The 23,705-nt window shown below is 42.9% G+C and carries 25 protein-coding genes; 14 read left to right on the top strand and 11 right to left on the bottom strand.

All coding sequences use genetic code 11. The annotated features are described in order from the left end of the window. Positions 1 to 7: 7 nt before the first annotated feature. Together V144x_RS10765 and mog are read left to right on the top strand one after the other, a co-directional pair. Positions 8 to 700, top strand: coding sequence for a hypothetical protein (locus V144x_RS10765; RefSeq protein WP_144985169.1), 693 nt, complete (start codon positions 8 to 10; stop codon positions 698 to 700). Positions 701 to 745: 45 nt separating this feature from the next. After that, positions 746 to 1,288, top strand: a complete 543-nt coding sequence (mog, locus tag V144x_RS10760; protein WP_144985168.1) for a molybdopterin adenylyltransferase — start codon at positions 746 to 748, stop codon at positions 1,286 to 1,288. A 73-nt stretch (positions 1,289 to 1,361) separates the two neighbouring features. On the opposite strand, the gene V144x_RS10755 is transcribed toward mog, so the two are convergent. The 6 genes from V144x_RS10755 to V144x_RS10730 form a co-directional block, all read right to left on the bottom strand. Continuing rightward, entirely contained in the window at positions 1,362 to 2,201 is an 840-nt protein-coding gene (locus V144x_RS10755) for a TatD family hydrolase (protein ID WP_144985167.1), read from the bottom strand. A gap of 53 nt (positions 2,202 to 2,254) precedes the next feature. Next, positions 2,255 to 2,494, bottom strand: coding sequence for a hypothetical protein (locus tag V144x_RS10750; RefSeq protein ID WP_144985166.1), 240 nt, complete (start codon positions 2,492 to 2,494; stop codon positions 2,255 to 2,257). 396 nt (positions 2,495 to 2,890) lie between these two features. After that, a complete protein-coding gene (locus V144x_RS10745) occupies positions 2,891 to 3,844 on the bottom strand; it encodes a metal ABC transporter substrate-binding protein (protein ID WP_144985165.1) in 954 nt (317 codons plus the stop codon). A gap of 11 nt (positions 3,845 to 3,855) precedes the next feature. Beyond that, positions 3,856 to 5,034, bottom strand: coding sequence for an ABC transporter permease (locus V144x_RS10740; protein ID WP_144985164.1), 1,179 nt, complete (start codon positions 5,032 to 5,034; stop codon positions 3,856 to 3,858). Then, positions 5,031 to 5,702, bottom strand: coding sequence for an ABC transporter ATP-binding protein (locus V144x_RS10735; protein ID WP_144985163.1), 672 nt, complete (start codon positions 5,700 to 5,702; stop codon positions 5,031 to 5,033). Before V144x_RS10735 ends, V144x_RS10740 begins: the two co-directional genes overlap by 4 nt. Continuing rightward, entirely contained in the window at positions 5,699 to 7,666 is a 1,968-nt protein-coding gene (locus V144x_RS10730) for a hypothetical protein (RefSeq protein WP_144985162.1), read from the bottom strand. The genes V144x_RS10735 and V144x_RS10730 overlap by 4 nt, the downstream gene beginning before the upstream one ends. 154 nt (positions 7,667 to 7,820) lie before the next feature. On the opposite strand from V144x_RS10730, the gene V144x_RS10725 reads away from it, so the two are divergent. Both V144x_RS10725 and V144x_RS10720 read left to right on the top strand, forming a co-directional pair. Then, the gene (locus V144x_RS10725; protein WP_144985161.1) at positions 7,821 to 8,813 is read left to right on the top strand and encodes a hypothetical protein; all 993 of its coding nucleotides are present in this window, start codon (positions 7,821 to 7,823) and stop codon (positions 8,811 to 8,813) included. Then, positions 8,810 to 9,298, top strand: a complete 489-nt coding sequence (locus V144x_RS10720; protein ID WP_144985160.1) for a hypothetical protein — start codon at positions 8,810 to 8,812, stop codon at positions 9,296 to 9,298. Before V144x_RS10725 ends, V144x_RS10720 begins: the two co-directional genes overlap by 4 nt. 4 nt (positions 9,299 to 9,302) lie before the next feature. Here V144x_RS10720 and argB read toward each other — a convergent pair whose 3' ends face one another. Further along, entirely contained in the window at positions 9,303 to 10,178 is an 876-nt protein-coding gene (gene argB, locus V144x_RS10715) for an acetylglutamate kinase (RefSeq protein WP_144985159.1), read from the bottom strand. Between the two features lie 555 nt (positions 10,179 to 10,733). Between argB and V144x_RS10710 the strand changes: the two genes are divergently transcribed. Then, complete coding sequence (locus V144x_RS10710; RefSeq protein ID WP_144985158.1) at positions 10,734 to 11,231, top strand: hypothetical protein; 498 nt, start codon at positions 10,734 to 10,736, stop codon at positions 11,229 to 11,231. A gap of 175 nt (positions 11,232 to 11,406) precedes the next feature. Here V144x_RS10710 and V144x_RS10705 read toward each other — a convergent pair whose 3' ends face one another. Further along, a complete protein-coding gene (locus V144x_RS10705) occupies positions 11,407 to 12,084 on the bottom strand; it encodes an ABC transporter ATP-binding protein (RefSeq protein ID WP_144990834.1) in 678 nt (225 codons plus the stop codon). A 49-nt stretch (positions 12,085 to 12,133) separates the two neighbouring features. Further along, positions 12,134 to 13,486 (bottom strand): ABC transporter permease, encoded by a 1,353-nt coding sequence (locus tag V144x_RS10700; RefSeq protein WP_144985157.1) that lies wholly within the window; start codon positions 13,484 to 13,486, stop codon positions 12,134 to 12,136. Positions 13,487 to 13,846: 360 nt separating this feature from the next. Here V144x_RS10700 and V144x_RS10695 point away from each other — a divergent pair, with 360 nt between their 5' ends. Genes V144x_RS10695 through yidD form a run of 4 tightly spaced genes read left to right on the top strand, consistent with a single transcriptional unit; the run spans position 13,847 to position 15,834 of the window. Next, the gene (locus V144x_RS10695) at positions 13,847 to 14,761 is read left to right on the top strand and encodes a DnaJ C-terminal domain-containing protein (protein ID WP_144985156.1); all 915 of its coding nucleotides are present in this window, start codon (positions 13,847 to 13,849) and stop codon (positions 14,759 to 14,761) included. A gap of 5 nt (positions 14,762 to 14,766) precedes the next feature. Next, positions 14,767 to 15,183: a hypothetical protein gene (locus tag V144x_RS10690; RefSeq protein ID WP_144985155.1), complete on the top strand. Its 417-nt coding sequence runs from the start codon at positions 14,767 to 14,769 to the stop codon at positions 15,181 to 15,183. A gap of 37 nt (positions 15,184 to 15,220) precedes the next feature. Continuing rightward, on the top strand, positions 15,221 to 15,586 hold the full coding sequence (rnpA, locus tag V144x_RS10685; RefSeq protein ID WP_232102784.1) for a ribonuclease P protein component: 366 nt from the start codon (positions 15,221 to 15,223) through the stop codon (positions 15,584 to 15,586). Beyond that, on the top strand, positions 15,583 to 15,834 hold the full coding sequence (gene yidD / locus V144x_RS10680; protein WP_144985153.1) for a membrane protein insertion efficiency factor YidD: 252 nt from the start codon (positions 15,583 to 15,585) through the stop codon (positions 15,832 to 15,834). The genes rnpA and yidD overlap by 4 nt, the downstream gene beginning before the upstream one ends. A gap of 12 nt (positions 15,835 to 15,846) precedes the next feature. Here the strand turns inward: yidD and V144x_RS10675 are convergent, their stop codons facing one another. Then, the gene (locus tag V144x_RS10675) at positions 15,847 to 16,890 is read right to left on the bottom strand and encodes a hypothetical protein (protein ID WP_144985152.1); all 1,044 of its coding nucleotides are present in this window, start codon (positions 16,888 to 16,890) and stop codon (positions 15,847 to 15,849) included. A gap of 494 nt (positions 16,891 to 17,384) precedes the next feature. Here V144x_RS10675 and V144x_RS10670 point away from each other — a divergent pair, with 494 nt between their 5' ends. The 3 genes from V144x_RS10670 (at position 17,385) to V144x_RS10660 (ending at position 19,476) form a co-directional block, all read left to right on the top strand. Further along, on the top strand, positions 17,385 to 17,855 hold the full coding sequence (locus tag V144x_RS10670) for a universal stress protein (protein WP_144985151.1): 471 nt from the start codon (positions 17,385 to 17,387) through the stop codon (positions 17,853 to 17,855). A gap of 119 nt (positions 17,856 to 17,974) precedes the next feature. Next, positions 17,975 to 18,334: a 2Fe-2S iron-sulfur cluster-binding protein gene (locus V144x_RS10665; RefSeq protein WP_144985150.1), complete on the top strand. Its 360-nt coding sequence runs from the start codon at positions 17,975 to 17,977 to the stop codon at positions 18,332 to 18,334. Positions 18,335 to 18,447: 113 nt separating this feature from the next. Further along, positions 18,448 to 19,476, top strand: a complete 1,029-nt coding sequence (locus V144x_RS10660; RefSeq protein ID WP_144985149.1) for a prenyltransferase/squalene oxidase repeat-containing protein — start codon at positions 18,448 to 18,450, stop codon at positions 19,474 to 19,476. 11 nt (positions 19,477 to 19,487) lie between these two features. Here V144x_RS10660 and V144x_RS10655 read toward each other — a convergent pair whose 3' ends face one another. Beyond that, entirely contained in the window at positions 19,488 to 20,420 is a 933-nt protein-coding gene (locus V144x_RS10655) for a histone deacetylase family protein (RefSeq protein ID WP_144985148.1), read from the bottom strand. Positions 20,421 to 21,070: 650 nt separating this feature from the next. Between V144x_RS10655 and V144x_RS10650 the strand changes: the two genes are divergently transcribed. Beyond that, the gene (locus tag V144x_RS10650; protein WP_144985147.1) at positions 21,071 to 22,420 is read left to right on the top strand and encodes a HEAT repeat domain-containing protein; all 1,350 of its coding nucleotides are present in this window, start codon (positions 21,071 to 21,073) and stop codon (positions 22,418 to 22,420) included. Between the two features lie 134 nt (positions 22,421 to 22,554). After that, positions 22,555 to 23,592 carry a mandelate racemase/muconate lactonizing enzyme family protein gene (locus tag V144x_RS10645; protein WP_144985146.1) on the top strand — a complete coding sequence of 346 codons (1,038 nt, stop codon included), beginning with the start codon at positions 22,555 to 22,557 and terminating at the stop codon, positions 23,590 to 23,592. The last annotated feature ends 113 nt before the right edge of the window (positions 23,593 to 23,705 follow it).

Here is a 23,705-nt window from a genome sequence, read left to right as displayed (position 1 = left end):
GATGAATATGAGTTGGGATCAAATTGTTCACAAGCACTACCCGGACGCACTTACTTGCTCACAGGCTGTGGATGAGAATATTAAGTTTCTTGAAGATGAGCTAGGTGGCGACAGAACAAGAACGTTATTAGCAAAATCCCGTTGTGCAGATGACTTGGTTTCGACCAGAAAAACCTTCAGTGAATACTTGAGCGATCCTTTTCAACTGGGAGGCCTGGCAGGGTTTCCTTTCACGGGCAGAACAGGCATGACCGCATATTCCCATCATATTCCCGATGGAGGAACCGCATTTATCTTATATGGTCCCCACATCGGAGTTACTGCGGACGGAGATATTGGAAAAGTCCTACGCCCTGGGCAATCCAGATGTACCACCGCCTGTGGTGCATTGGTCGGTGCTGTTAGCATATTAGAAAGTGGTAATTCGGTAGAAAGCTCCAATGACGACTTTCAGCTACCCCAAATCGTCAAAATGCTGACGTCTTCCCGAGATCGAATTTTGGCCGCTGACTCTCCTATCAAGGAAGCCACCCAGGTCAGTTATGAAATCATTCAGGATCAAGTCGATCAAATTATCGATGCAACGATTAAGGAATTCTCCTGTAAACAAATAGTGTTGCTGGGAAGTATTCGTATCAATACAGATGCTGGATTTGAAGACTACATGACCATCGAGAGCAGGAAACACATCGACCTGTAATCGAATTTTGCTCTTGAATCCCCTTATTATCGAGAAAGAAAGTCCGTGTCAAATTTAGCTGTTGCTAAAATAGGAATCGTAACGGTTTCCGATCGTGCCAGTCGAGGTGAGTATGAAGATCGAGGAGGCCCTTCGATTCAGAGCTATCTTTCGGAAATTCTGACCAGCGAATGGAAACCCGTAGCACGAGTCATTCCCGATGAGCTTTCTACGATCACGGAAACTCTGAAAGAACTCTGTGACCAGGAACAATGTTGTCTGGTCGTCACAACAGGTGGGACAGGACCTGCCAAACGAGATATCACTCCCGAAGCAACATTGGCGGTGGCAGAGAAAGAAATGCCGGGATTCGGTGAATTAATGCGTAAGGTTTCTCTGGAAAAAGTCGCAACTGCCATTCTTTCCCGGCAAACAGCCGTCATTCGTGGAGGAACATTGATCGTCAATCTACCAGGGCAACCCAAGGCGATACAGGAGTGTCTGGACGCGGTTTTTCCTGCAATACCGTACTGTATCGACTTGCTTGAAGGCCCATTTTTGAAAACCAATGAAAAACGACTTGTTGCATTCCGTCCCAAAAAGAAATAAACACAGCAAAACAGGAGCAGTAATTTGTATTACTGCTCCTGTTCGATTTTTTGGAAGTGAGTTTAGTTTTTAATCAAACTGGTACATTTTCCTCAATGGCTTCCAGTTGAATCGGCTTTATATCAAATTTGGGATTCTGCCCCAGGAAACGCGCTGGATTATTATGGAAGATTTCAATCGCATCCTGCACTGAGTATCCTCTGGCACGGAATTGCACAACACATTGCTGCAGAGTGAAGGGATCACTCGGTCCCCAGTCAGCAGATGAGTTGACTAAAATCCGCTCGTGCCCATACATTTCAAGCATATCAACGGCTCGTTTGGGAGAGCACTTTGTGATGGGGTACAGAGTAAACCCAACCCAATATCCTGCCTCCAAAGGTTCGCGAATTGTATGCTCTTCAACATGATCAATCCAAACCCGTTCCGGGTTCACGTTCATGTGCGATAAAACTTCTAGGGTGCGTTTTGTACCACGCACTTTATCTTGCAGGTGAGGGGTATGAATCAAAATCAGTTGATCATACTTAATGGCCTGCTCGACCTGAGCTTCGAAGATCTCTTCTTCATTTTTGGTCGTTTTATGAAAGCCGATTTCTCCGACACCCAGCACAGTCGGTTTTTTGTAGAACTCTGGCATGTGCTTTATCACTTCGTGACTAAGCTTAGGATTTTCTGCTTCTTTGGGATTCACAGCAACCCAACAATAATGCTTTATCCCATACTCGGCCGCACGTGTTGGTTCAAATTCGCTAATCTGATGAAAGTAATCAATAAATGTTTCTGGATATAAGCGGTCAAAACCAGCCCAGAACGCAGGCTCGGCAACGGCGACAACGCCAGACATCGCCATACGTTCGTAATCTTGTGCTGTACGTGCAATGGCATGATAATGTGGTTGAATAATTTGCATGATCGTCTCACTGAAATATCAAGTATAAGCTGTCGGGAAAGGATTTTTAAGTTTTAGCCCAGATCAGAAAAGAGCAATAATAAGCGCTCTGACCGATTGGGAAGATGACTCTCCTCACTCAAAGTACGAATTGCTTGATTTAATAATTCCAGTCGGGAATCATTCAAATCGCCTGTCCCTCCCTCGTGATCATGGGCACGGTCAATGCGATCCAAAGCCGCGGCAAGTTCCAGGAGAGCACAGCGGGCTTCGAGATACTCTCGATCCAAAACCTGTAAAGCTGTTTGCATCATTAAAACCTTTCGGATTGTTCCGTTTAGAAAAGCTCCATCATGAAATAACTATATCCATTTTTATTATATACCTTACATCGGCACTTCCTACTGTCTCAACTGAATTCAACTCAAATTCAACCAACTCGTAACAGAAATTCAGTATAAATGAACTAGTTGTACTAGCTAAATAAAGAAAAATCAGGGAGATAGTGGACCAATCGTGTTTTTGACTGAAACACCTATGTATTCAGGAGATGGATCAAAATACTTCGGATTATTCGGAGCCAATTCGCAGGACATGAGGTCCTTAGCCGATCTAGCAGTTCTGCTTCGGCTAGCTGACCAAAAGCAAGTTCATGAATTGCCGAATAGAAGAAGTTTCACTTGGTTCTTCGCTATGGATTTGCAACATCTTTACTTTTTCGAAGTATCCAGCGCTATAGAATGTTGTGTTAGAAACTGTTCCAGTTGATTTAGTTGCCGTTGCATTTCAGAGATGTAGTCTCCTTGGGTGGGTTTGACTGTCAGTGGGTCAAAAACAATCGAGGCCACACCTCGTTGCTGTAATTCCTTGACCAGTTTTTCGTCGGGCTTCTGTTCCCACAACATAAATGGAATCTGATGCTCTTCTTGAACCGTTTTTAGTTTTTTCCAATCATTATCGTCAGGACTTAAATGTTTCTTCCAATGCAAATGATGCACTGACCAATCAGTACGCCGAGCCAGATATTGATAAACGGGACGTTGAGAAAACCATTGAAGACCAGCATATTTAGTTTTAAGCTGATCCAGTTTTTGTTTTAAAACTTCTAGAGAATCCTTAAGTTTCTTCAAGTTGACTGTGACTGTCTTTTTCTCTTGAGGAAACAACACCATCAGCTTTTGGGCAACCGCTTCTGCCTGTTTGATCATTAAAGCGGGATCTAGCCAGAAAAAAGCCACAGTTCCCGCATGAGAATGCGCCCCCTTAGTGCCATGGCTGTGCACTTCAAAATCAGAAACAGTAATTAGTGAGTCTTTCAAATAAAGTGACGTTCTCAATACCTTGGAACGAGGAAGCGATAATTTTTTCACCCAGTCAGCAAAGTCAGCACCATTGGTAATAATTAAATCTGACTCCTGAATTGTCTGAATCATGGCATCATTGGGTAACCATGTTTCAGGATCGGCGCCAGACGGAACAGGATTAATAACCCTGATTTCAGGACCGACAAGAAATTCGACAATAAATTCGAGAGGATAATTCACTACGACAACTACAGGAGTCTGCTTATTTCTTGCGTTATTGTTTTCCCGCTGGGTATCTTGCTGACATGCACATGACATCATCAAGAAAAATAAAACGACAAATAGATAAATATGTTGCATAATCTAAATCACTAAAAAAACAAAAAACGCATCACTTGCGATGCATACATTTGAAACACAATAGCAACCATCAGAACCAACACCAAACTGGCTCCCACGATGAAGAGGACTTCTGTGAATTGTAATTTCCAGATAGTCGCTCGACTGCACCCCAATTGGAACATCGTTTGTCGTTCTCGTTTTCGAAGGCGCAAAGAAAGTAGAAAAACCAGAGCCAGTAATAAAGTCGTTGAAATTGCAACCAATAACGTATTCACGTCAAACAGCTTTTTGACGCGAAACACCATCGCTAACAATTCATCGACAATGACGATTGGGCGGATAAGTTGAAGCGTCGATTGTTCTACGTCATACATTCCAAGTAGTAGGACTTCCGATTTTTCATCAAACGGAACCACAATGATCGATGAAATTGGAAATGTCTCTGCTTGACCATGAAAATGAAACGATGCCAGATTTTCTTCCGTCACTTCATTGAATTGTGGAACGGCCGCATTGGCAACTGTTCGCTGAGGATCCCGTTTTAACAAAAGGTCTTTATCTGTCTCCACATTGATCTTCTGATGGCCATGACCGATGCCTGCGATAATCCATTCAGTCTTTAAATCCACAAATACGGCGTCATCGTCTGGAGAGTTTGATTCTTCCAACACACCCACCACAAGCATTTTCAATGGATAATTTCCGGAAAGGTCAAACACATTCAGAGGGTCCGACATAAGTCGATCACCAGGTTTTAGTTGTAGTTTTTCTGCTACATTGGCGCCGATTACACAGTCTCCCAGACGTTTCAGGCTGGTTCCCTCTGCAACTGATAGATCTCGAAACTCGAAATAATCTAATGTGGTCCCTATAATTTGGGATCCTTGAGCCGTGAAGCGAACGGCCAGTGGAATTGGCAATGCATAGCCAGTTTGTTCAATGAATTCCACTTCTTTCATCGAGATGGACTCTAGTTTTCCCTGACTGAAATATATTGACTCCAGTACCAGATCAAACCGGCTCCCTTTGGCTCCCGCAATCAATGGAGTGGAGCGTGCCCTGAAATGCAGTTCTTGTTCAAATTGAGTGATGCCAAATTGTAATACAACCGGTAATAAGAGAGACAGAGTCACACACAAAATCAGAGTGATCGTTTTGAATTTGTTATAGAGTAAATAACGTACCGTCAACCTGAAAATACCATTCATACCGTTTCCACCATCTCATGAAAACGTTCGGTATCAACAGTACGCTCAAATCGATCCAGGAGACTGTCATCATGCGTCACCATGATCAAAGTGGCGTTTGTACGCGTGGCATGCTCAAGCAGTAAGTCTCGTATCAACTGTTTATTGGCCCGATCAAGATTACCTGTAGGTTCATCTGCTAATAATATTTGAGGCTGAGGTAATAACGCGCGGCAAATCGCAACCCGCTGTCGCTCACCTTGGGAAATTTGATCGATGCGAGAGTTAAAATACTGATCGACCTGCATGGAAGCTGCGAGCTCCTGTGCACGCTCATGCACGCCTTCATCCAACAGTAATGCACTATTGATAAAATAAGGAAGCAGGATATTTTCACGTACATTCAGGTAATCGATTAATTCAAATTCCTGAAAGACAAAACCAATTTGAGAAATACGATAAGCACGACGCTGATGATCATTCAACGTTTTCAGATCCATTCCATAGGAGACTATGGCCCCCTGATCTGGAATCAAAATTCCTGAAATCAAGTTCAATAGAGTCGTTTTCCCACATCCACTCGGGCCAATGACCGCAACTTTCTCAGCCGCCTGAATGACCAACTCAGGAATGTGTAATCGAAATTTCGACTGAGGATAACTGAATTTCAGTTGGTGTATCTCGATCATGACGAACTCGAATTTGCTGACTTCGTTTCGGACTGATTATTCTCAGATTGATCGGTCTCTCCCGGATCTACTTCCCTCAGACTTGTTTGAAATCGCAAACGCTGTTCATCGAGTAGGTTCATACCAGTCAGCTTCCAGTTACCTTCAATTGGCTCAAGGTAAAAAACTGCCTGATACTGATTCGTGCGAGTATGAATGTGTCCCCAATGCTCAACAGTACCTTCGACCGTCCAGGTAGACTGAACTGCGAAGCTACGTTCATCCTGCGTGATCTGATCTTGTGAATCAAAAAGTGTCTCGGGATTCACGGTCTCCCAATTCACATCAGTCACTCGAGAAATCGCACCGCCTTGTTCTTGCATTTTCAAACTCTGATTAATTTGACGATAGAGTGTTTCTAAAAAAGCACCATCGGCACTTTTGGCCAATGCATCATAGATATCACTGTCTGTATGATAATCAAATGCTCGATAAATGTTTTTATGAAGTGTTTTAAAAACAGCTTCTGCTTTGTCGGTTGCCACTTTGGGAATCGGTTCCATCGGACTCGCAAATGTCACTCGTGTTAGTGGCCAACACAAAAGACCAGCTACCAATAAGATAACGACAGCCGCTAATCTCTTTTTGTATGATTCTTTTTTTCCAAAAAGGCTTATGCTCAAAATAAAACCTAATAGCAAACATCCTGAACTGACAAGAGGAACAGACCAAACAGAACGGGGTTGTAAACTGACTTCAACCGGATTCACTTCCAAACTAACCTTGTGCCCGGGATTCTCCCATTCAAAGATACTATTCCGCTCTAATTTCGAAAATACGGGTCGGTAAGACTGATCAAAGGCAAAACAAACAGATTCCACACTCCAGACACTACGGTTAAACATATCCCAGGTTACTTTAACTTTATCGGGTGTCCCTTTGGTGCTATATGACAGAATAATTCCCACTCGGGCATTGGCTGTACTCACCCGTTTTTTTTCTGCTGGCTTTGCAAAGTCTTTGAAATCAAGGCCATAGAAATCAAGCCGAGAGATTACTGGCTTCACTGCAATTCCATCAATCTCAATTGGATTTGCCTTAGCGAAAAATTGCTCGATAGATTCCCGCGACGCTTCCTGCTCTGCGACAGACAGAAAATCAGCCTCTTTTCGATCTATTGAAAAGAACGATTCCAATGTTGCCAGGGGAATTAAAATTTCGTGTCTTACTTCAAAGTCTTCGATATACAGAAAGGAATAAATTGTTCCATAACTGGTAATTCCTAAAGTTTCTTCGCGGCGCTCTTTGAGCCACTTCTGCCAGGCTTCTTCGGAAGCATCTGGAGCCAATGGTGGATGATCCCAATTAAAGCGAATGGTCTGTGGCTCTCGAGGTTTCATAGAGACAGCGTAAGGAGTTTCCGAACCTTCCTGTTTCAGATTAAATTGCACCATTGCTGGAAAACCGGCGTTTGAATCGACAAGCTGTTGACTGAACGTGAGAAATTCGGGGGGAGAAGCGAGTTTATACTCAATCTGAAAAACAAGTGTGAATAACATCAAATCGCTCATCGCGACACCTTGTGGTTTGATTGAGGAATCGTCCACAGAAACGACTTTTCCAATCAGCTTTTCTCCGTTGATATCTCGCACATGCAGGCGATCTAAGAGAAATTGTTTGTGTTTTTCAATGGCTTTCTTAATTTTCTCTGTCGAAATAATATTCTCTTTGTCTGGTTCCAGTTTCTGAAAAAAATAGAGATCTTCAACATAGATCTGCATCGAAACCACGACTTTCTCACTCGTAACGTAGACATTTTCCTGACTGACTGATATGGGATGTGCTTCACTAACCACAGGAAAAAACAGACCTGTCGAAACGATGAAACAGGACAAAATAATCAGACGGGGTCGAAATCTCGGAATAGAACGACGAACAGCTAATGCTTGCAATTCATAAAGTGAGGTTTTAGCTGGTTGATTCATATTAAGATTTTGAGCTAGGAAAACACGGACCAAACTGGCAGGAGAGTCATAAACAGGCAGGATTCCTCACATTTCTATACTATTTGATCGTACCGATAAACTGTATAGAATTGCAATCGAGGTCCGCTTATAAGACACTACGAATAATGAATTCATGATGATTGAGAAAAAAGGGCATCCCATGGAAGAAAGTACAAACTCAACGTCGTCGGAAACTGAGCCTTCGAAAGAAGTTACCGTCGAAACAACTCCCATCATCAAACCCGGACTCTTTAAACGGAGTGTTCTCTGGTTTCTGGCTTTTTTATTAGCTGCTTCCGCGATGATTTATCAGCGGGCAACGGGCCCCACATACCCTGTGAAAATCCAAGTGGCAGATGGAATCACAGCGAAACTCATTCGTACACATGAATCTACAGCTGATGCGATCGTCGAACTACCGGCTCCGGGCAACAAAGAGGACAAGCCTTCCGCTAGTCTGTACTATAAACGATACCGGACTTCTGATGAATTTACCTCAGTCCCAATGAAGGCCGTTGAGAAAGATTCTCATTACATACTTGAGGGTGCTCTGCCCAAACAGCCTGCGGCTGGCAAGCTGGAATACTATATTAATGCGACGATTGAAGGTCAAAAACGTCGTTTTCCAGATCAAGCAGATGAATATATTCTCATTCGATTTAAGGATCCTGTTCCAGATGGCGTTTTGTTTCCCCATGTCACGTTAATGATTTTTTCGATTTTGTTAGGAATGCGATCAGGACTCGCCGCGTTATTTGCTCCGTACAATATGCGTCAACTAGCCTGGGTTACCTTATGTGGTATGACTGTAGGAGGCATGATTCTAGGACCTCTTGTCCAAAAATATGCCTTTGGGGAATACTGGACTGGATTTCCATTAGGCGGTGACTGGACCGATAATAAAATGCTCTTCATGTTTCTGGCCTGGGTCTTTGCCTGCTCAGTCATTGGCTTAAATCCATACAAAAAAACAACAGCAGTGGGACGAACTGTCGTGTTCGTGGCAGCGATTGTGATGACGGTCTGTTATCTCATTCCCCATAGTATGGGAGGCAGCGAGTTGGACTACAGTCAGGTCGATCAGGGAATTGATCCGAGTGAAGCAATCAAGACAGGTCGACAATGAACGCCGCTCAAGTTCATCTATTAACGGTACACATACCCGTTATTGGCTGCTGGGGGCTGTCAATCCTCTTTATTCTGGCACAATATCTTCGAGATGACAGACTGTTCAAAATCAGCAGTTGGCTTTTCTTGACACTTTTATTAGCGGCCACCATCGCATACTTCTCAGGACCTCCCGCTTATGACCTTCTGAAAGACAGTTATAGTGTCTCGAAAGAGACTGTCGAATTTCATGCGATTCTGGCTCGTTCCGGTCTGCTGGCAATGGTAGTGTTGTCGATGGTAGTCGGTAATGCCTTGGTACAGGGATTTCAGGGAGAAAAAGTCCCTGGCTGGCAAAGATGGGGCATTTTGATAAGTATGCTACTACTTTCCATTTTTTGGGGAGCAGTCGCTCACTGGGGAGGTTTGATTCGACATCCAGAGATTCAGTATTCGGTATCAAAATCGATGGAAGAACCAGAACATCAACAAGCTACTGAATAATCTCTTATTTCACGATCTCTGTCCCAATTCCCTTATCAGAATAAATTTCCAACAGGATAGAATGAGGGAGTCGTGCGTCAACAATATGGACTTTCCCAACGCCACTTGCCAACGCTTCCAGTGCCGCATCTACTTTAGGGACCATACCGGAATCGATCGTTCCGTCTGCAATTAATGATCGACAGCGTTCAGTTTCCAGATGCGAAACTAATGTCTGTGGATCATTTTTATCGAGAAAGATTCCTGGCACATCACTTAGAAACACCAGCTTTTCCGCCTTTAGAATCCGCGCTAACGCTGCTGCAGCCGTATCCGCGTTCACGTTCAGTTTTTGGCCTGATTTATCGAGTGCGACCGAGGGAATGACAGGTATTGCATCTGACTCACAAACTTCTGCTAACAGGCTTTCATCTACGTCAGTTACATGACCAACAAGTCCCAAATCGATCAATGAACCATCCTCAGCCTGAAGCGTTAATTGTTCACCCTGAAGACAGTTACGCGTTCCAAAATGAAGTGATTCTGCTTTCGCTCCTTGAGATTTGATCTCTTGAGCCAATGATTCACTGATCTGGTTGGCAAGCACGTTGGTGGCGATTTCCAATGTTTTTTCATCGGTATAACGCCGTCCATGCACAAATCGCGATTCGATTCCCGCTGAATTCATTGCCTGACTGATGGCTTTCCCACCGCCGTGAACAAGAATAGGATGCATCCCCACTGTTCTCATAAAGATTACATCAGTCAAAAAACTTTTGACAGCTGCTTCTTCTTCAAGGGCACTTCCTCCCAGCTTAATTACAACATAACGTCCACGGAATCTTCGAATCCAACTTAATGCTTCGATTAATACAGCAGCTTTACGAACAGCGTCTTCCACTATGAATCTTTCATTTTTTGGTAGAAACTTTAAAGTCAATCTCGATTATTGAAATCATTAAATCTGGGATAAATCGCTCCAGATTTGAAAATGTATATTTCAAAAACTCATTGTAAGCGCCCTCCCTGAACTGTCAAACGAGTGGTTCTAATACCCCTTTAATTATACTTTCACCGAAGATCTCAGTTTTTTTCTCACGAATTCGTATATTTGGCTCAACTTCAATTCCAAATGCCTCAAAACAGGAATTCAGCAACAATTTGACCTGTCGATCTGTCATAACCCAACTTAAATCGCCTCCCCCACAGGCAATAAAATCGGACTGACCTCTACGGCCCCGGCATATAGTGGGAATGGTGCGACAGTCCGCTTCGGTAATTTTGCACTCACATACATCAGATGCAATCCATCTACTGAGAACCAGAGAATTGGTGTGTGGTATTTCAGGGGAATCCCCCGATACTTAACTCTACATAACAAGGTAGAACTCACTCGCCCCATTACATTACTTTACAACCACTAAGAGACTTTAAAGATTGAGATGGAGATACTAAGTTGGCCCATTCACACTTGCCGATTCAACACCTGATGAAACAAATGGAACACTATTCCTCAGAACAGATGAACTTAAACTGTCGTCCTGCCTGGCTCAATAGCTTTGTTGACGAAGTTGCAGAAATTTTCAATCCATTAGAAGAAGTCGGACGAGTTGGCTTCGACTGTCAGTTCACCGAAGAATACTGGGAAGTGGGCCTCTTCCTGGGAAGCACGGAGATTGTTGGTGGACAATGTGACGGTCAACATGTTGCTGCCAGCTTTCAATTCGACTTATTGCAACTTCTCGACCGATTTGAATCAGTTAACCGATTTCATTTTAATTATCTGGAAGAGGCAGAGGCAATCGATGCCTGCGATCCATCGTCCGCCTATATTACAGTTGAAGGACATCTCGCTGACCTGGAGCTGGTACGTTTGAACGTGTATGCTACTCCTCCAACCGAGGCAGGACCAGGATTTCGCAAATCTCATAATGGCACAATAGACACCGTTTGATCCCCACTCACAGTGTACGATCTAACGTAACCTACATGGCCTGCTTCGTGGTACAGCTTTCCCTCACTTTTCCAGCTCAGCTCCGATTCGCCACAAAACGCGGATCGGAGCTGGATTCGCATTGATAGTAATATCTATAAAACAACCGCTGCCCGAATTCATTAAAACATAAATTTCAGAGTGGTTGATCTGCCGTTGCGATTTTCCCATCGCGTAGTCTGAGAATATGATCAGTTTCTCGAATATAACGTTCGTCGTGCGTTACAATGACCACAGTGGTCTTATATTGCTCACTCATATCTCGCAAACAATGGAAAATTTCTTCGCCTGTTTTCGTATCTAGCTCGCCCGTTGGTTCGTCTGCGAGGATAAGTAGGGGCCGCTTTAATAAAGCACGTGCAATCGCCACTCGTTGTTGCTCTCCGCCTGACAACTGGCTGGGACGATGTGTGATGCGGTGCCCTAACCCAACTTGTTCCAGTAATTCTTTCGCTTCTTTCTTCTGCTCAACAGAAACTCCCAACGGTAAATAGGGAGCCAGAACGTTCTCCAGAGCATTGAGATTTTTTAACAGATTAAAATTCTGAAAGACAAAACCAACCTTTTCACGGCGATATGTATCACGTTCGTTATTGTTTAATGTAGATAGAGCCCGATTTTGCACAAAGATCTCGCCTGCAGAAGGTACATCAAGCGCCCCCAACAAATAAAGCAAGGTACTTTTACCACTTCCGGATGGGCCCAATATAAATGAAAATCTCTGACCGGGAAAAAGACAGCTGACCCTCTGCAGTGCATGTACTTCAGTCTCACCACTCTGATGAATTTTCGATACATCACGTACTTCAATCATAAAACTGTCACTTTCTCCAAAGATTTCAGATTTGACATTCTCAGAATTCTTAACCACGACGGATGGCATCAATGGGAGTCATGCGAGTGGTCCACCAGGCAGGATACAATCCACCTAAAACTCCCAGTAGAGTACTAAATAGAACTCCAAATAACAGTAAACCTGGGCTGGCATAAAGATGAATCTGATTTGCAAAATTCCAGTTTACAATCGAAATTGCCACGAGCCCTAAAATGCCTCCAAGAATACCACCCAAGACACCAAGTAAGGAGCTTTCAGCTGTAATCAATAGCATCACATCCCGATTAGACCATCCGTTTGCTTTCAGAATTCCAAAGTCTACAATTCGTTCCATGACACTCATTAACATTGTGTTGATGATGCTCAGCATGGCAATCAAAACGCCAATGCCCGTCATTAAACTGAGAAAGATATCCAAATCAGCAGTGAACGTTTCCAATCGTTCCCCCCAATCTGCAGCAGCCCTCACTTCTAACGCGCTTTCTTCTTGATCAGATTCTGTCAATGTTTTATCAGGATCATTTTTCGTTTTTTTTCCTGCTTTGATATTGGTAATGCCTGGTGAAGAATTTTGGTCTGAAATCCCCTTCAAACTCTGGTCAATGGCATCCACAAAATTTTTAAGAATGTTGGACTGTGAAGTATTGGCAAGTGCTAAGGATGCTGGTTGCCAGGAAGCCAATTCACGACCTCGAAAATGACCTTTGATTTGTTTCACAAGCGTATCGTTGTCGACCGCTCCCGATTGTTCGAGATAGAAACAACTCACACTACTGGGATCAAATCGCGTGATATCACGAACCACATCAATGTCCAGGATGATGGCGACATCGAGCAGCAATGAACCACATTCATAAATCCCGACAATTGTCATCTCCTGACCATTAACGCTAATCGTATCACCCACCTGTTTGTCATGCTGTTCAGCAATTTGTCGACTAACAACCGTATTCAGAGTCCCCAGATCTTCCAGAGATAAAAACCGTCCCGCATAAATCGCATCACGATAAACTCCATGTTTTAATTGCAATCGTGAAGAAAGCTCGGTCCCAAATAAAAACCGAGGAGGACTGATAACAGGTTTATCTTCAATCATATTAACTCGAGACCAGATTTCAGGATTTACAATCGCGATTCCTGAAATCTGGTTGATTTCTTCTCCCCATGACCGTGGAATTCTTGAGAATAATGGGATTGGCGCTCCAGGCTGCATGGCCACAATTCCCTTAATTCTGCCAAAAGTCTGGGAAACAGTCTCTTCCAGTCCTCCTGCAATAGAAAACAATCCTACCATGCCTGCAATAGCAATCGTCAATCCCATTAAACATAACAATGAACGAACTGAGCGGCTCAGAAGATTGCGTATCGCGAATTTTAGCATTTAGGCTGTTTCCCAATCAGTTGAGTCAATCTGGTCTAATAAAAAAAGTGAAGTATTCTCATTCTAGGCTGATAACATCCAGCAAAGAATCCATTTGTTTCGTAATCTCGAAATAAAAGACATGATTATAGAGAGTTATAATTGCACTAACTTGAAAACCAGTTAATTTCAAACGTAGAATGCTTCCAATTGGAAAGCTGACTTTGAAATATGGAAGAGCAACTAAACTCTGACAATTTTTGTTTTTATTGCTTGAGTTTTATCGCCCATCAGAACGCGCTTGTTGTTTTCAGCTTGCCTGACATTTTAAAAACATATTTTATGATTTGACGCTTAATACAAAAAACGAACTTTGAATCCATGAACAAACGCGATTATTACGATATCCTGGAAATTTCTCGAAGCGCGAGCGCAGATGAAATTAAAAAGGCGTATCGGAAACTATCCAGAAAATATCACCCTGATATGGCTCCTGATGATAAATCAGCAGATCAGAAATTTAAAGAGGTACAAGAAGCATATGATGTCTTGCGTGATGAGGCGAAGCGCAAGCAATATGATCAATTTGGCCACTCATTTCAACAGGCAGGACCAGGGGGAGGTTATTATCAATCTGGAGGAGCAGGTCCAGTCGATCTGGATGACCTGTTCGGTGGAGGTGGTATTGATTTGGGCGACTTGTTCGGAGGTGCATTTCGAGGCGGAAAGCGCGCACAACCACGTCCACAAAAAGGAGAATCAAAACGCCTGCATATTGAAATTCCCTTTCATCTGGCTGCTGTCGGAGGAGAGCACGAGATCAGTCTTCAAAAAGGGGGGGCTTCTGAGCGGCTGACAGTCAAAATTCCACCAGGTGTGGACAATGGATCGGTCGTCAGGCTCAGTGGTCAGGGAAACCCTGGAATTCATGGAGGACCGGCAGGAGATTTATTAATTACTATCAAGGTAGGCAACCACCCTTACTTCAAAAGGGAAGGTAGTAATCTGATTTTGGAAGTACCAATTACCCTCAGTGAAGCAGCTCTAGGCTCCAAAGTTGACGTCCCCACACTTTCCGAAGGTGAAGTCACAGTCACAATTCCACCAGGAACATCGAGTGGAGCAAAATTACGCCTGCGTGAAAAAGGTATTCTTGACCAGAAATTAAAAAAAACGGGTGATCAAATCTGCTCGATAAAAATAGTCGCTCCTAAAAGTCTCAGTGATCAAGCACATAGCCTCTATGAGCAACTAAAGCAATTGGATGAAGAAAATCCACGGTCGAAAGCATGGTGAAGTCAATGCAAATCCATCTTATCTTTAAAAGCAGTCTGATTCGATTGCTGGTCATCTACTTAATCTTATTCAATTTCTCCGTCAATCAATTACAGGCTCAAAATACAGAAGCGGGGTCGGTCACATCTGATTCCAAGACGCTCACAGATTCTGATTCAGATCTGGATCATGCAAATCAAGATTCGGAAGAAAAAAAAGATGAGCGGCCTCGTGAGTTAGGAGTCATGTTAATCATCGTATGGCTAATATTGGGAACAGGTGTAGGAATTCTTATCTTTACCTCTCTATTTGGCCATTCAGTACGCAGTATGGTCAGACGACCTTATCCAACACAATCTGATTCTGAACAGCAATCTTCATTAGCTCCAGCTTCTGATGAAAATGATGAATCGAACCCGATAGAAGACGAGTCAAAACTATAAATGGTTTATATCGCCACTCTGGGAGGCATCGTTCTCTGTGAATCAATTTGATTTTCCAAGAGCAGACAGGATTCGCAGCCAGCAGGAATTTGCAGATGTCTACTCAGCAAGACAGAGAGCAGGCGACAAATATTTATTAATATTTGCCATCACAAATCAACTCGAACGATGTAGACTAGGTGTCAGTGTTTCCAAAAAAAACGGAAATGCAATCATGCGTGCGAGAAAGAAAAGAATGATTCGGGAAGCATTTCGACTGGTACAACATCAACTTCCGAAAGGATTGGACCTGATTGTTATCCCACGTCCTGAGGTTGAGGCAAATTTAAAGCAGTATCAGCACTCATTGAAACAACTCACGCAAAAACTTTATCGACGACTGGAGCATAAGCAAAGCGGATGAAACGGATGGCTTTGCAAATTGCCCACTTGCTGTATCAGACCCCCAGTTTGATCCTGATAGGCCTGGTTCGACTTTATCAGATGACGTTAAGCCATTTCATCGGAGGACAATGTCGATTTCACCCAACTTGCAGTGAATATTTCATTCAGGCAGTTAGGAAATATGGAGCCGTAAAAGGAGCTTTTAAAGGCATCTTACGTATTTGTCGATGCCATCCCTTTCATCCAGGCGGATTCGACCCTCCCTAAGCTTCTTCTAGTTTAGTAGCTACTTCTGGGAGTAATGATCACAGGTGAATCATTCAAGGTTTCCGAAGCCATGGGTTTTTGAATCGCTTTCGATCTTTGCATACTGATTTTTCGAATCGGTACCGGCTGCTTTTGAGTCAACACAGCAGGAACGGTTGATTTACCTGATGAGTTCAATGTTTCCTGATTCTCCAAAAAACGAGGAGTAGCCTGAGGTGTTACCAGCTTGATCCGATGATCTGCAGTCTGTTGCTGCATTTTCTGCTTAGAATAGGGCCACCATTCGATTTCATCATCAGTGGTCGAATAATCCTTGGCTGGCTGCTGCTCAAAAGTAGCTGATACCTTCCAGGAATTTTCCCAGTATGTTGTTTCTCCCGGAGGAGGTAATCGAGGGAGATCCTGTTTATCCACTTCAGGTTCTGGAATCACTGGTATTGGCTGGAGGTGATTTGTTTCAGGCTTAAGCGGCAACTCCTGGAAAAAAGGTGTGGATTCAATACAAGAAAGTTCCTCATGCACGATCTCTGATTCTTGAACGATTTCCTGATTGTCAGAAATATTTCGAATCCACTGAGGTGTTTTCATTTTTGACTTTATGATGCTATAGAAACTTTTCACCTTTCCGTTCATCTGTTTCATTTTCTGAGAAACTGACGAATGGTGGGGAACTAAACCCAGGTAGTTCTGAGCGGGTTCTTCTGACTCGCGTATTTCCTCAGAAAATGATGAATCTTCGCTGGATACAAATTGTTGTGAGATTTTTCGAATCCATGAAACATTTTCGTTACTGCCGTTGTCAGGAGTTGGCAGGAGTAAACTTGGCGGAGCCGGTGGTGGAAAGTTATTTTCAACTGGTGCTGGAGCGGGTTCAGGAGGAAATTCATATTGTGAAGGCGATGATATTATTTCGCTATCGGGAATGACATTGTGCTCAACACTAGCATTCGCAGCCTGTTGGTATACTTTCTGTTGAGCATATTGACAGCCATAGATTCCCGTGAAAGTTAGCAAGCAGGCAGACAACGAGACAATTTTTGAATATGGCATTGACATTTTCATTTCCTAATTCCATGTCGTGCATTAGGCACCGTATATAAAATACCACTTTTGAGTTTGACAAAGTAATAAAATGTGGTATGTCACACGAAATAAAAATCGGTCAATTCTGCCGCTCTGTAATATATGAAAGCGATGAATCAGTTAGAATAAGTTCAACAACCATCCGTTTATTCTTGCTAAAACGATTTCTCATAAATGCAAGTGTCGTGATTGATAATTCTGTTTTTCAGCCTCTAACGGTCGTAGTATTTGTAGCTGCTCGCCTGATAGGGAATATCACTAAAAAAACGGCTTTGAAGATTTTTATCAAAACAGTAATCAGTTAAAATTTATCGATTATTCATTTTTGAATGATTGTTATCAAAACGCAGTCCAGATATCTCTACAATTGTTGGAGAAGTCAAGGGTCAAGGAATCGGAATGAAATCTGGTTTTTACTACAATAAAGAGATGGATTTTATATCGTTTTAAAAGTCGGGAGTGCACACATGATAAATATGAAAAAAATTCTCATCCCCACTGACTTCAGTGAATTTGGCGAACAAGCTCTGGTATATGGTTGCGAGTTTGCGAAACAATTTGGTGCTGAGTTACACCTGCTCAATGTAGTCCAGGACGCGGTTGCTATGTTCCCGGAACCAAACATGATGGGAACGTCCATGAATGATCTGGTTGCCGATATGCAGCATTTAGCACAAAAACAATTGGAAGAAATGCCTGATTTTCCTGGAATGGAAGAAATCAAGGTCGTACGTGAAGTTCGAGTAGGTCCCGCGTTTCTGGAAATTATACGTTATGCAAATAAAGCAGAAATCGACTTGATTGTCATTGGAACTCATGGTCGTACCGGCATCAAACACATGCTACTGGGAAGTGTTGCGGAAAAAGTGGTTCGAAAATCGCCTTGCCCTGTACTAACGGTTTCTCACCCAGAACGTGAATTTGTGATGCCCACTTAAATAATTTGCCATAGTCACTTTACTGATAGCCGTATACAATATTCAGGAATCGATGATGGTACCATATATCTCGATTAAAAGTTTTAAGACCTTTCACTGAACTTAAATTTGAGGGAACAATGCCAAAACTGACTGTGGAAAATGTAGGAGAGTTTGATGTGGAAGCAGGTAAGCGACTCGTACTAGCCTTAACCGATGATGCCCATATTGATCAATTACATGCTTGTGGTGGAGCAAGTCGCTGTACGACATGTCGAGTTGAGTTCGTTGAAGGTGAGCCAGGTCAAATGACCGTAGCCGAGAAAAACACTCTTGAAGCCCGTGAAGTATCTGATTGCCGATTAAGTTGTCAAATTCTTTGCGACCATGATATGACTGTCCGTGTTATAAGCCGCCTGGAAGGAAGTGGTCGAGCCGATGCCGGTAACAGACCTAAAGACGATATTGAACCACAACCTGTCGAATGGACTGACAAGTAATTTTTCTTGAAGATTTCTGATGCTCAGTAATGACTGCTCACAATTCAGAACTTCTTCAAATCAATTCTTATCGTTTTTTAAGAATTGATTCTTATTGAGAGAGGGAAAACCTCATGCAAAAAGTTCTGACTTTTCTTTTGGTATTCGGTTGGCTATGCCTCTCTGACGCAGGGATCTTGTCTGCTAAAAATCGGGACCCGAAAGTTCAAAAAGCAATCACCAATGCTTTAGAATACCTGGCAAGAGAACAACGTCGACAGGGATACTGGGAAGCGAATGGCGGTCAGTACCGCGTTGCCATGACCGCACTGGCCGGGAATGCACTTTTGGCAGAAGGCTCTACAACAACGCGTGGAAAATATGCAAAAAACATTAAAAACGCGGTAGATTATCTTCTTGAAATGAGCCAGCCAAATGGATTAATTGGCTATAAGAACGACTATCATTACACCTATGGTCATGGTTATTCGATGGTCTTTTTGTCGCAAGTTTATGGAGAAGAAGAAGACTCAGTGCGACGAAAAGAATTGAAAACAGCACTGATGAAAGCAGTCGGCTTCTGTGCCAGCGCGCAAACGACTCGCGGCGGTTGGGGCTATGTTTCAGCGAAAGATGGGAACGATTTTGACGAAGGCTCAACCTGTATAACACAAGTCCAGGGATTAAGAGCCTGTCGCAATGCGGGTATCCCGGTCGATAAAAAAATTATTGATCGTGCGAAAAAATATATTGCCGACTGCACTACTCCAGAAGGTGGCGTTCAATATAGTATTCGTGGTGGTGGAGCAAGACCTGCCATCACTGCTGCTGCTTGTGCTGCCTTATTTAATGCTGGCGAATATGACTCTGATCAACTGAAAAATATGTTAGAATACAGTCGAAAGAACATTTGGCCCGGTGGTAGTACGAATCGGTATTTTGGTCACTGGCATTACGCGCACTTTTACTATGCTCAGGTGATGTACCGAGGAGATACCAAAAATTGGGAAAAGTATATTAAGGATATTGGCCAGCAAATCATCCGCAAACAATCAGCCTCTGGAGCCTGGATGGAAGGCCATGTTGGTCCCGTTTATACTACTGCGATTAATGCGACCATACTTCAATTGGATAATGGTTACCTACCCATTTACCAGAAGTAATCTCTATCTCGTTACGCATCGCTTAATACTGTTAGATGACTGACGGTTGACTCTGCTAACTTTTGAGGGTTGTAGCCTCCTTCCAGTAAACTGACTACTCTTCCTTCACAGTATTCATTCGCTGTATTCAAAACAATCCTGGTTAATTCTCCAAAATCATCGCTTTCTAATCCCAGTGAGCCAACCGGGTCCTCGCGATGCGCGTCAAAGCCTGCACTGATCAGAATCAATTCCGGACGACATCTCTGGGCAGCATCAATTAACATGCGCTCAAATCGAGAGAAATAGTCATCTCGAGAAACTCCAAAAGAAAGAGGCAGGTTCCAGATTGTACCCAGTCCCTTGCCTACCCCTGTTTCATTTGCTGCACCAGTGCCAGGATAAAATGGAGCACGGTGGACGGAAAAGAAATGAACGTTTTCATCTTCATAGAAAATATCCTGTGTTCCATTACCGTGATGGACATCCCAATCAATAATAAGAACCCGACGCAACTGATATTGTTCTATAGCATGCCGCGCTGCGATAGCAACGTTGTTCAACAAACAAAAACCCATTGCCTGATCTACCAATGCATGATGACCCGGTGGTCGAATTGCACAAAATGCTCTTTGTGTTTGCCCCTCAAGAACTTGCTTTACGGCTTCAAGTGCGCAGCCCGCTGCATGACATGCAACTTCGTAAGAGTGTGATGAAACAATAGTATCTGACTCGATCCTGCCTCCCCCTTCAGTACAGAACTGCTTTATCTCATTCAAGTATTCTGGAGAATGTACAAGCTGTATTTCCTGGATAGTTGCGTTTCTTTGATTATCAATTCTTATTAGATCCGATATTTTTTCTGTTGAGAGAAGGTCGAAAATGTTTTTTAAACGATCCGAACATTCAGGATGGTTACCTGTCTCATGCTGCAAAAAAAAATGACTCTGAAAAAAAACAGTCATGAAAAACCCATTTGAGCTTGAAATAATCAACTTCTATGCTGATACAAATTGATTGTCCCGTATAAAAGGAATAAAAGATTCAGTTTAAACTGAACATTCCAACAACATATTTGTTTCTCAAAAGCAGAGCACTGCAAAAAGAAATTTCTTAATGAAAAGTACCAATCTTTTACAATTCTTCGCTCGAACATAGTATCCAAAAGCGATTCTAAAGTGAAAACCAGTCAGTTAAATCAGATAATTCTTGACAGTTCGTAAGGTAAGGCGATAACTTAAGATAAACAATATCTGAAAATATTAAGATTGACTGAGACAATTATCATTAGAGTAATGAAGATTTTCTTATATCAAATGTGAATTCAGGAGTAATTCCTTGTATCTGCTGATATAAATTGGCATATTTAATTGGTAACAGCCTGATATTTATCGTATTATTATTAGTATATCATCTCCTCATTCCGCATCGTTCGGAACTAGTATTGTGGTCGGTATTTAATCACAGGAAATCTAATCGACTGCCATAGAGTTTTTTGCCTTATTAGTGTAATATTTTTCTTGAATGTTAAGCTCCCTATTGTAGTCGAGAGTACCCCAGACGTTTTCGATATAGAAACGGGGTTCGAGCAGAACGTTGAATGAAGGAACTTTCCGTGCGACAATCCATATGCTCGTCTCAGGTCATTTCACGAGTTGGAACACTGATTGCCAGGCCTGCAGGGTTTTCTCTGCTGGTGGTTGGGTTGCTTTTTTCGTCCAATTCGTCGCTTCTCGGCCAACAACCCGCTCCTCCCGCTAAACCGGTTGCTGATCAACCAAACGCAAATCCAGCTGCTCCACCCAAGGATGACGCTCTTGATAAAATTAAGGAATTAATGACGATTGAAGAGGCGGTAAACTTTCGCAAAACAAAATTGAGAAAATTCGACGATTTGCTTCGTAGCGGAAAAATCAGTGGCAATGCAGATAAGAAACTTATCGCCGAAGGAGCCCGCTACGAACTTTACCTGATGACAATGAAACAGAATCCACATAAGCCCGCAGAAAAAACGGATCTTAAAAAGCTCCGGTTAAATATTCTACGTGACATTCAGTTTTCTGGCCGTGTCTCAGGCAACAGTCAAGCGAGAGAACTTTACCTGGCAGAGTTGACGAAGCGTGCTGAAGACCTGTTTAATAATCACCGTCTCGTTCGTTTCAATGCCGTCGTCTTACTGTCACAGTTGGACCTGAAAGATGAAGACAGGCGCAAGAAAGTAAAACGAACTGCTTACACTCTGGCTTATGCTCCACTGGTAAAAATCATCAGTTCAAAAACTCAACCCGTTGAATTGAAAATTATCGCTGCAAATGGCCTGGGTCGCATTGGAAGAATGGGTGACCCCACGAATGCCTTGCGAATCAAAATCGTAGAGGCGATCATTCCTGAACTAGAACAATCACAAAAAGAACATTCCTGGTATCAACGAAGCCTGGTCGATGCATTGGGTTCGTTGAATATTACAGACAATTTGGCACGACGCCCTATTGTTGTGAATGCTTTATTGAAAACCATGAGCGATCCGAAGCGCACTTGGGGAGTTCGTTCGGCTGCAGCCTATAATCTTGGTAAACTACCACTCAAAGCGAACTCTGATATCAAACTGATCACGTATTCAATCGTAGATCTAACCCGCAAAATGGTCGCCGCGTATAATCAAAATAATAATGCCCGCTTCTGGAAACGCTGCTTTTGGAATGTTTATCTGGCTTTCAAACCTGAATTCGCCAATCAAAATAATGGTTTATTCAAAAAACAAGTCAATCAAACGGTAGTTAATGATGCTTACAAGCAAATCATTAAGCCCGTTGCTACAATACTTCAACCAGGACCAGCTCCAAAAATTCCTGCAGAAACCACTAAGTCCATGGATAACTGGTTGAAAAAAAATCTCCCTAAAAACTTTCGAGTCGCCCCCGGTCAAGTTAAGCCTCCGAACCAGAAAGTTGCTGAAGGTAACTAAATACTTTACGTTTTGGTTCAAGTAGCACAATTCTTGAGTGTCATCGCGGTTTCTTCCAACACTTGACAAAATACATATGTCTGATTTGAAAGTATTTGCTGCAGACTTCTTCATGACTATGTAAAGTATCTCCCATGAAAATCACAGACGTTCGTGCGATACAACCCATTGGAAAAAGCTCACCTTCAGACTGGAGGACAACCTTAGGGCAAATTCTTGTAGCTATAGATACCGATGCCGGGTTGACTGGCTATGGAGTTGGTGGAGGCGGTCTGGCAGGAATTCATGTTGTAAAAACTGTATTAAGAGACCTGCTGATTGGAAGAAATCCGGAGGAAATTCCTCAGCTTTGGAATGAAATGTACCAAGCAACTTTGGCTTTCGGTCGCAAGGGAATTGCGGTAATGGCCATTAGTGGTGTTGATCTAGCCTTGTGGGATCTTCATGGAAAATCCCAAAAACTACCAATCGTTTCTTTGATGGGAGGAAATCCGGGTGAAAAAATTCCGACATACCATACCGTTTGGGATTTTCAGGATTTATCGCCTGTAGCCGAACACGCAGGTTATAAACTACATCTTGGAAAGATTGCAGCTCCAGATCAACAGGAAACTATGATTTCAGCCATCGAACAGGCACGGTCACTGATCGGAACAGACCGACTCTTAATGGTTGATGCATGGATGAAGTGGGATGTTGATTCTACAATAGCCATTTCAAAACAAATTGCAGCATTCAATATAGAATGGATAGAGGAACCACTGTCTCCGGACGATTTGAGTGGTTATGGAATTCTCAAAGAAATGTCAGCCGTTCCCATTGCAGGAGGCGAACATGAATTTACAGCGGCAGCATTTGGGCCTTTAATTGAACAAAAACTACACTCTGTCTTACAACCTGATGTTTGCTGGTGTGGAGGTTTGACGGAATTGATCAAAATCTACAAAATGTCAACAGCGGCTGAATTACGTGTTTGTCCCCATCGAGGATCTGAAATCTGGGCCCTGCATGCTATTGCAGCCCTTGATCCCAATCCTTTGGCCGAGACGGGGCGTCCCTGGATGACATGGGTTGAAGGACAACCATCAATAGAAAATGGGATGATTGAACTCTCAGATCAACCAGGCTTTGGGCTCACGTTCGATGAACACAAACTGAAGCTGATCCACTAGCACTGGTCTCATCTAAGGATCGCGAAACTGCCCACATTCAATTACTATTGGCCCGTAGACTCTAGCAACGCTACAATGCTCATAGATTCAGTCTAAACCAAATAAACTTTCTA

This window comes from Gimesia aquarii (assembly GCF_007748195.1).
GTDB lineage: Bacteria > Planctomycetota > Planctomycetia > Planctomycetales > Planctomycetaceae > Gimesia > Gimesia aquarii.
The sequence above is the reverse complement of the archived record's forward strand: the minus strand, read 5'-3'. Positions and strand labels throughout refer to the sequence as shown.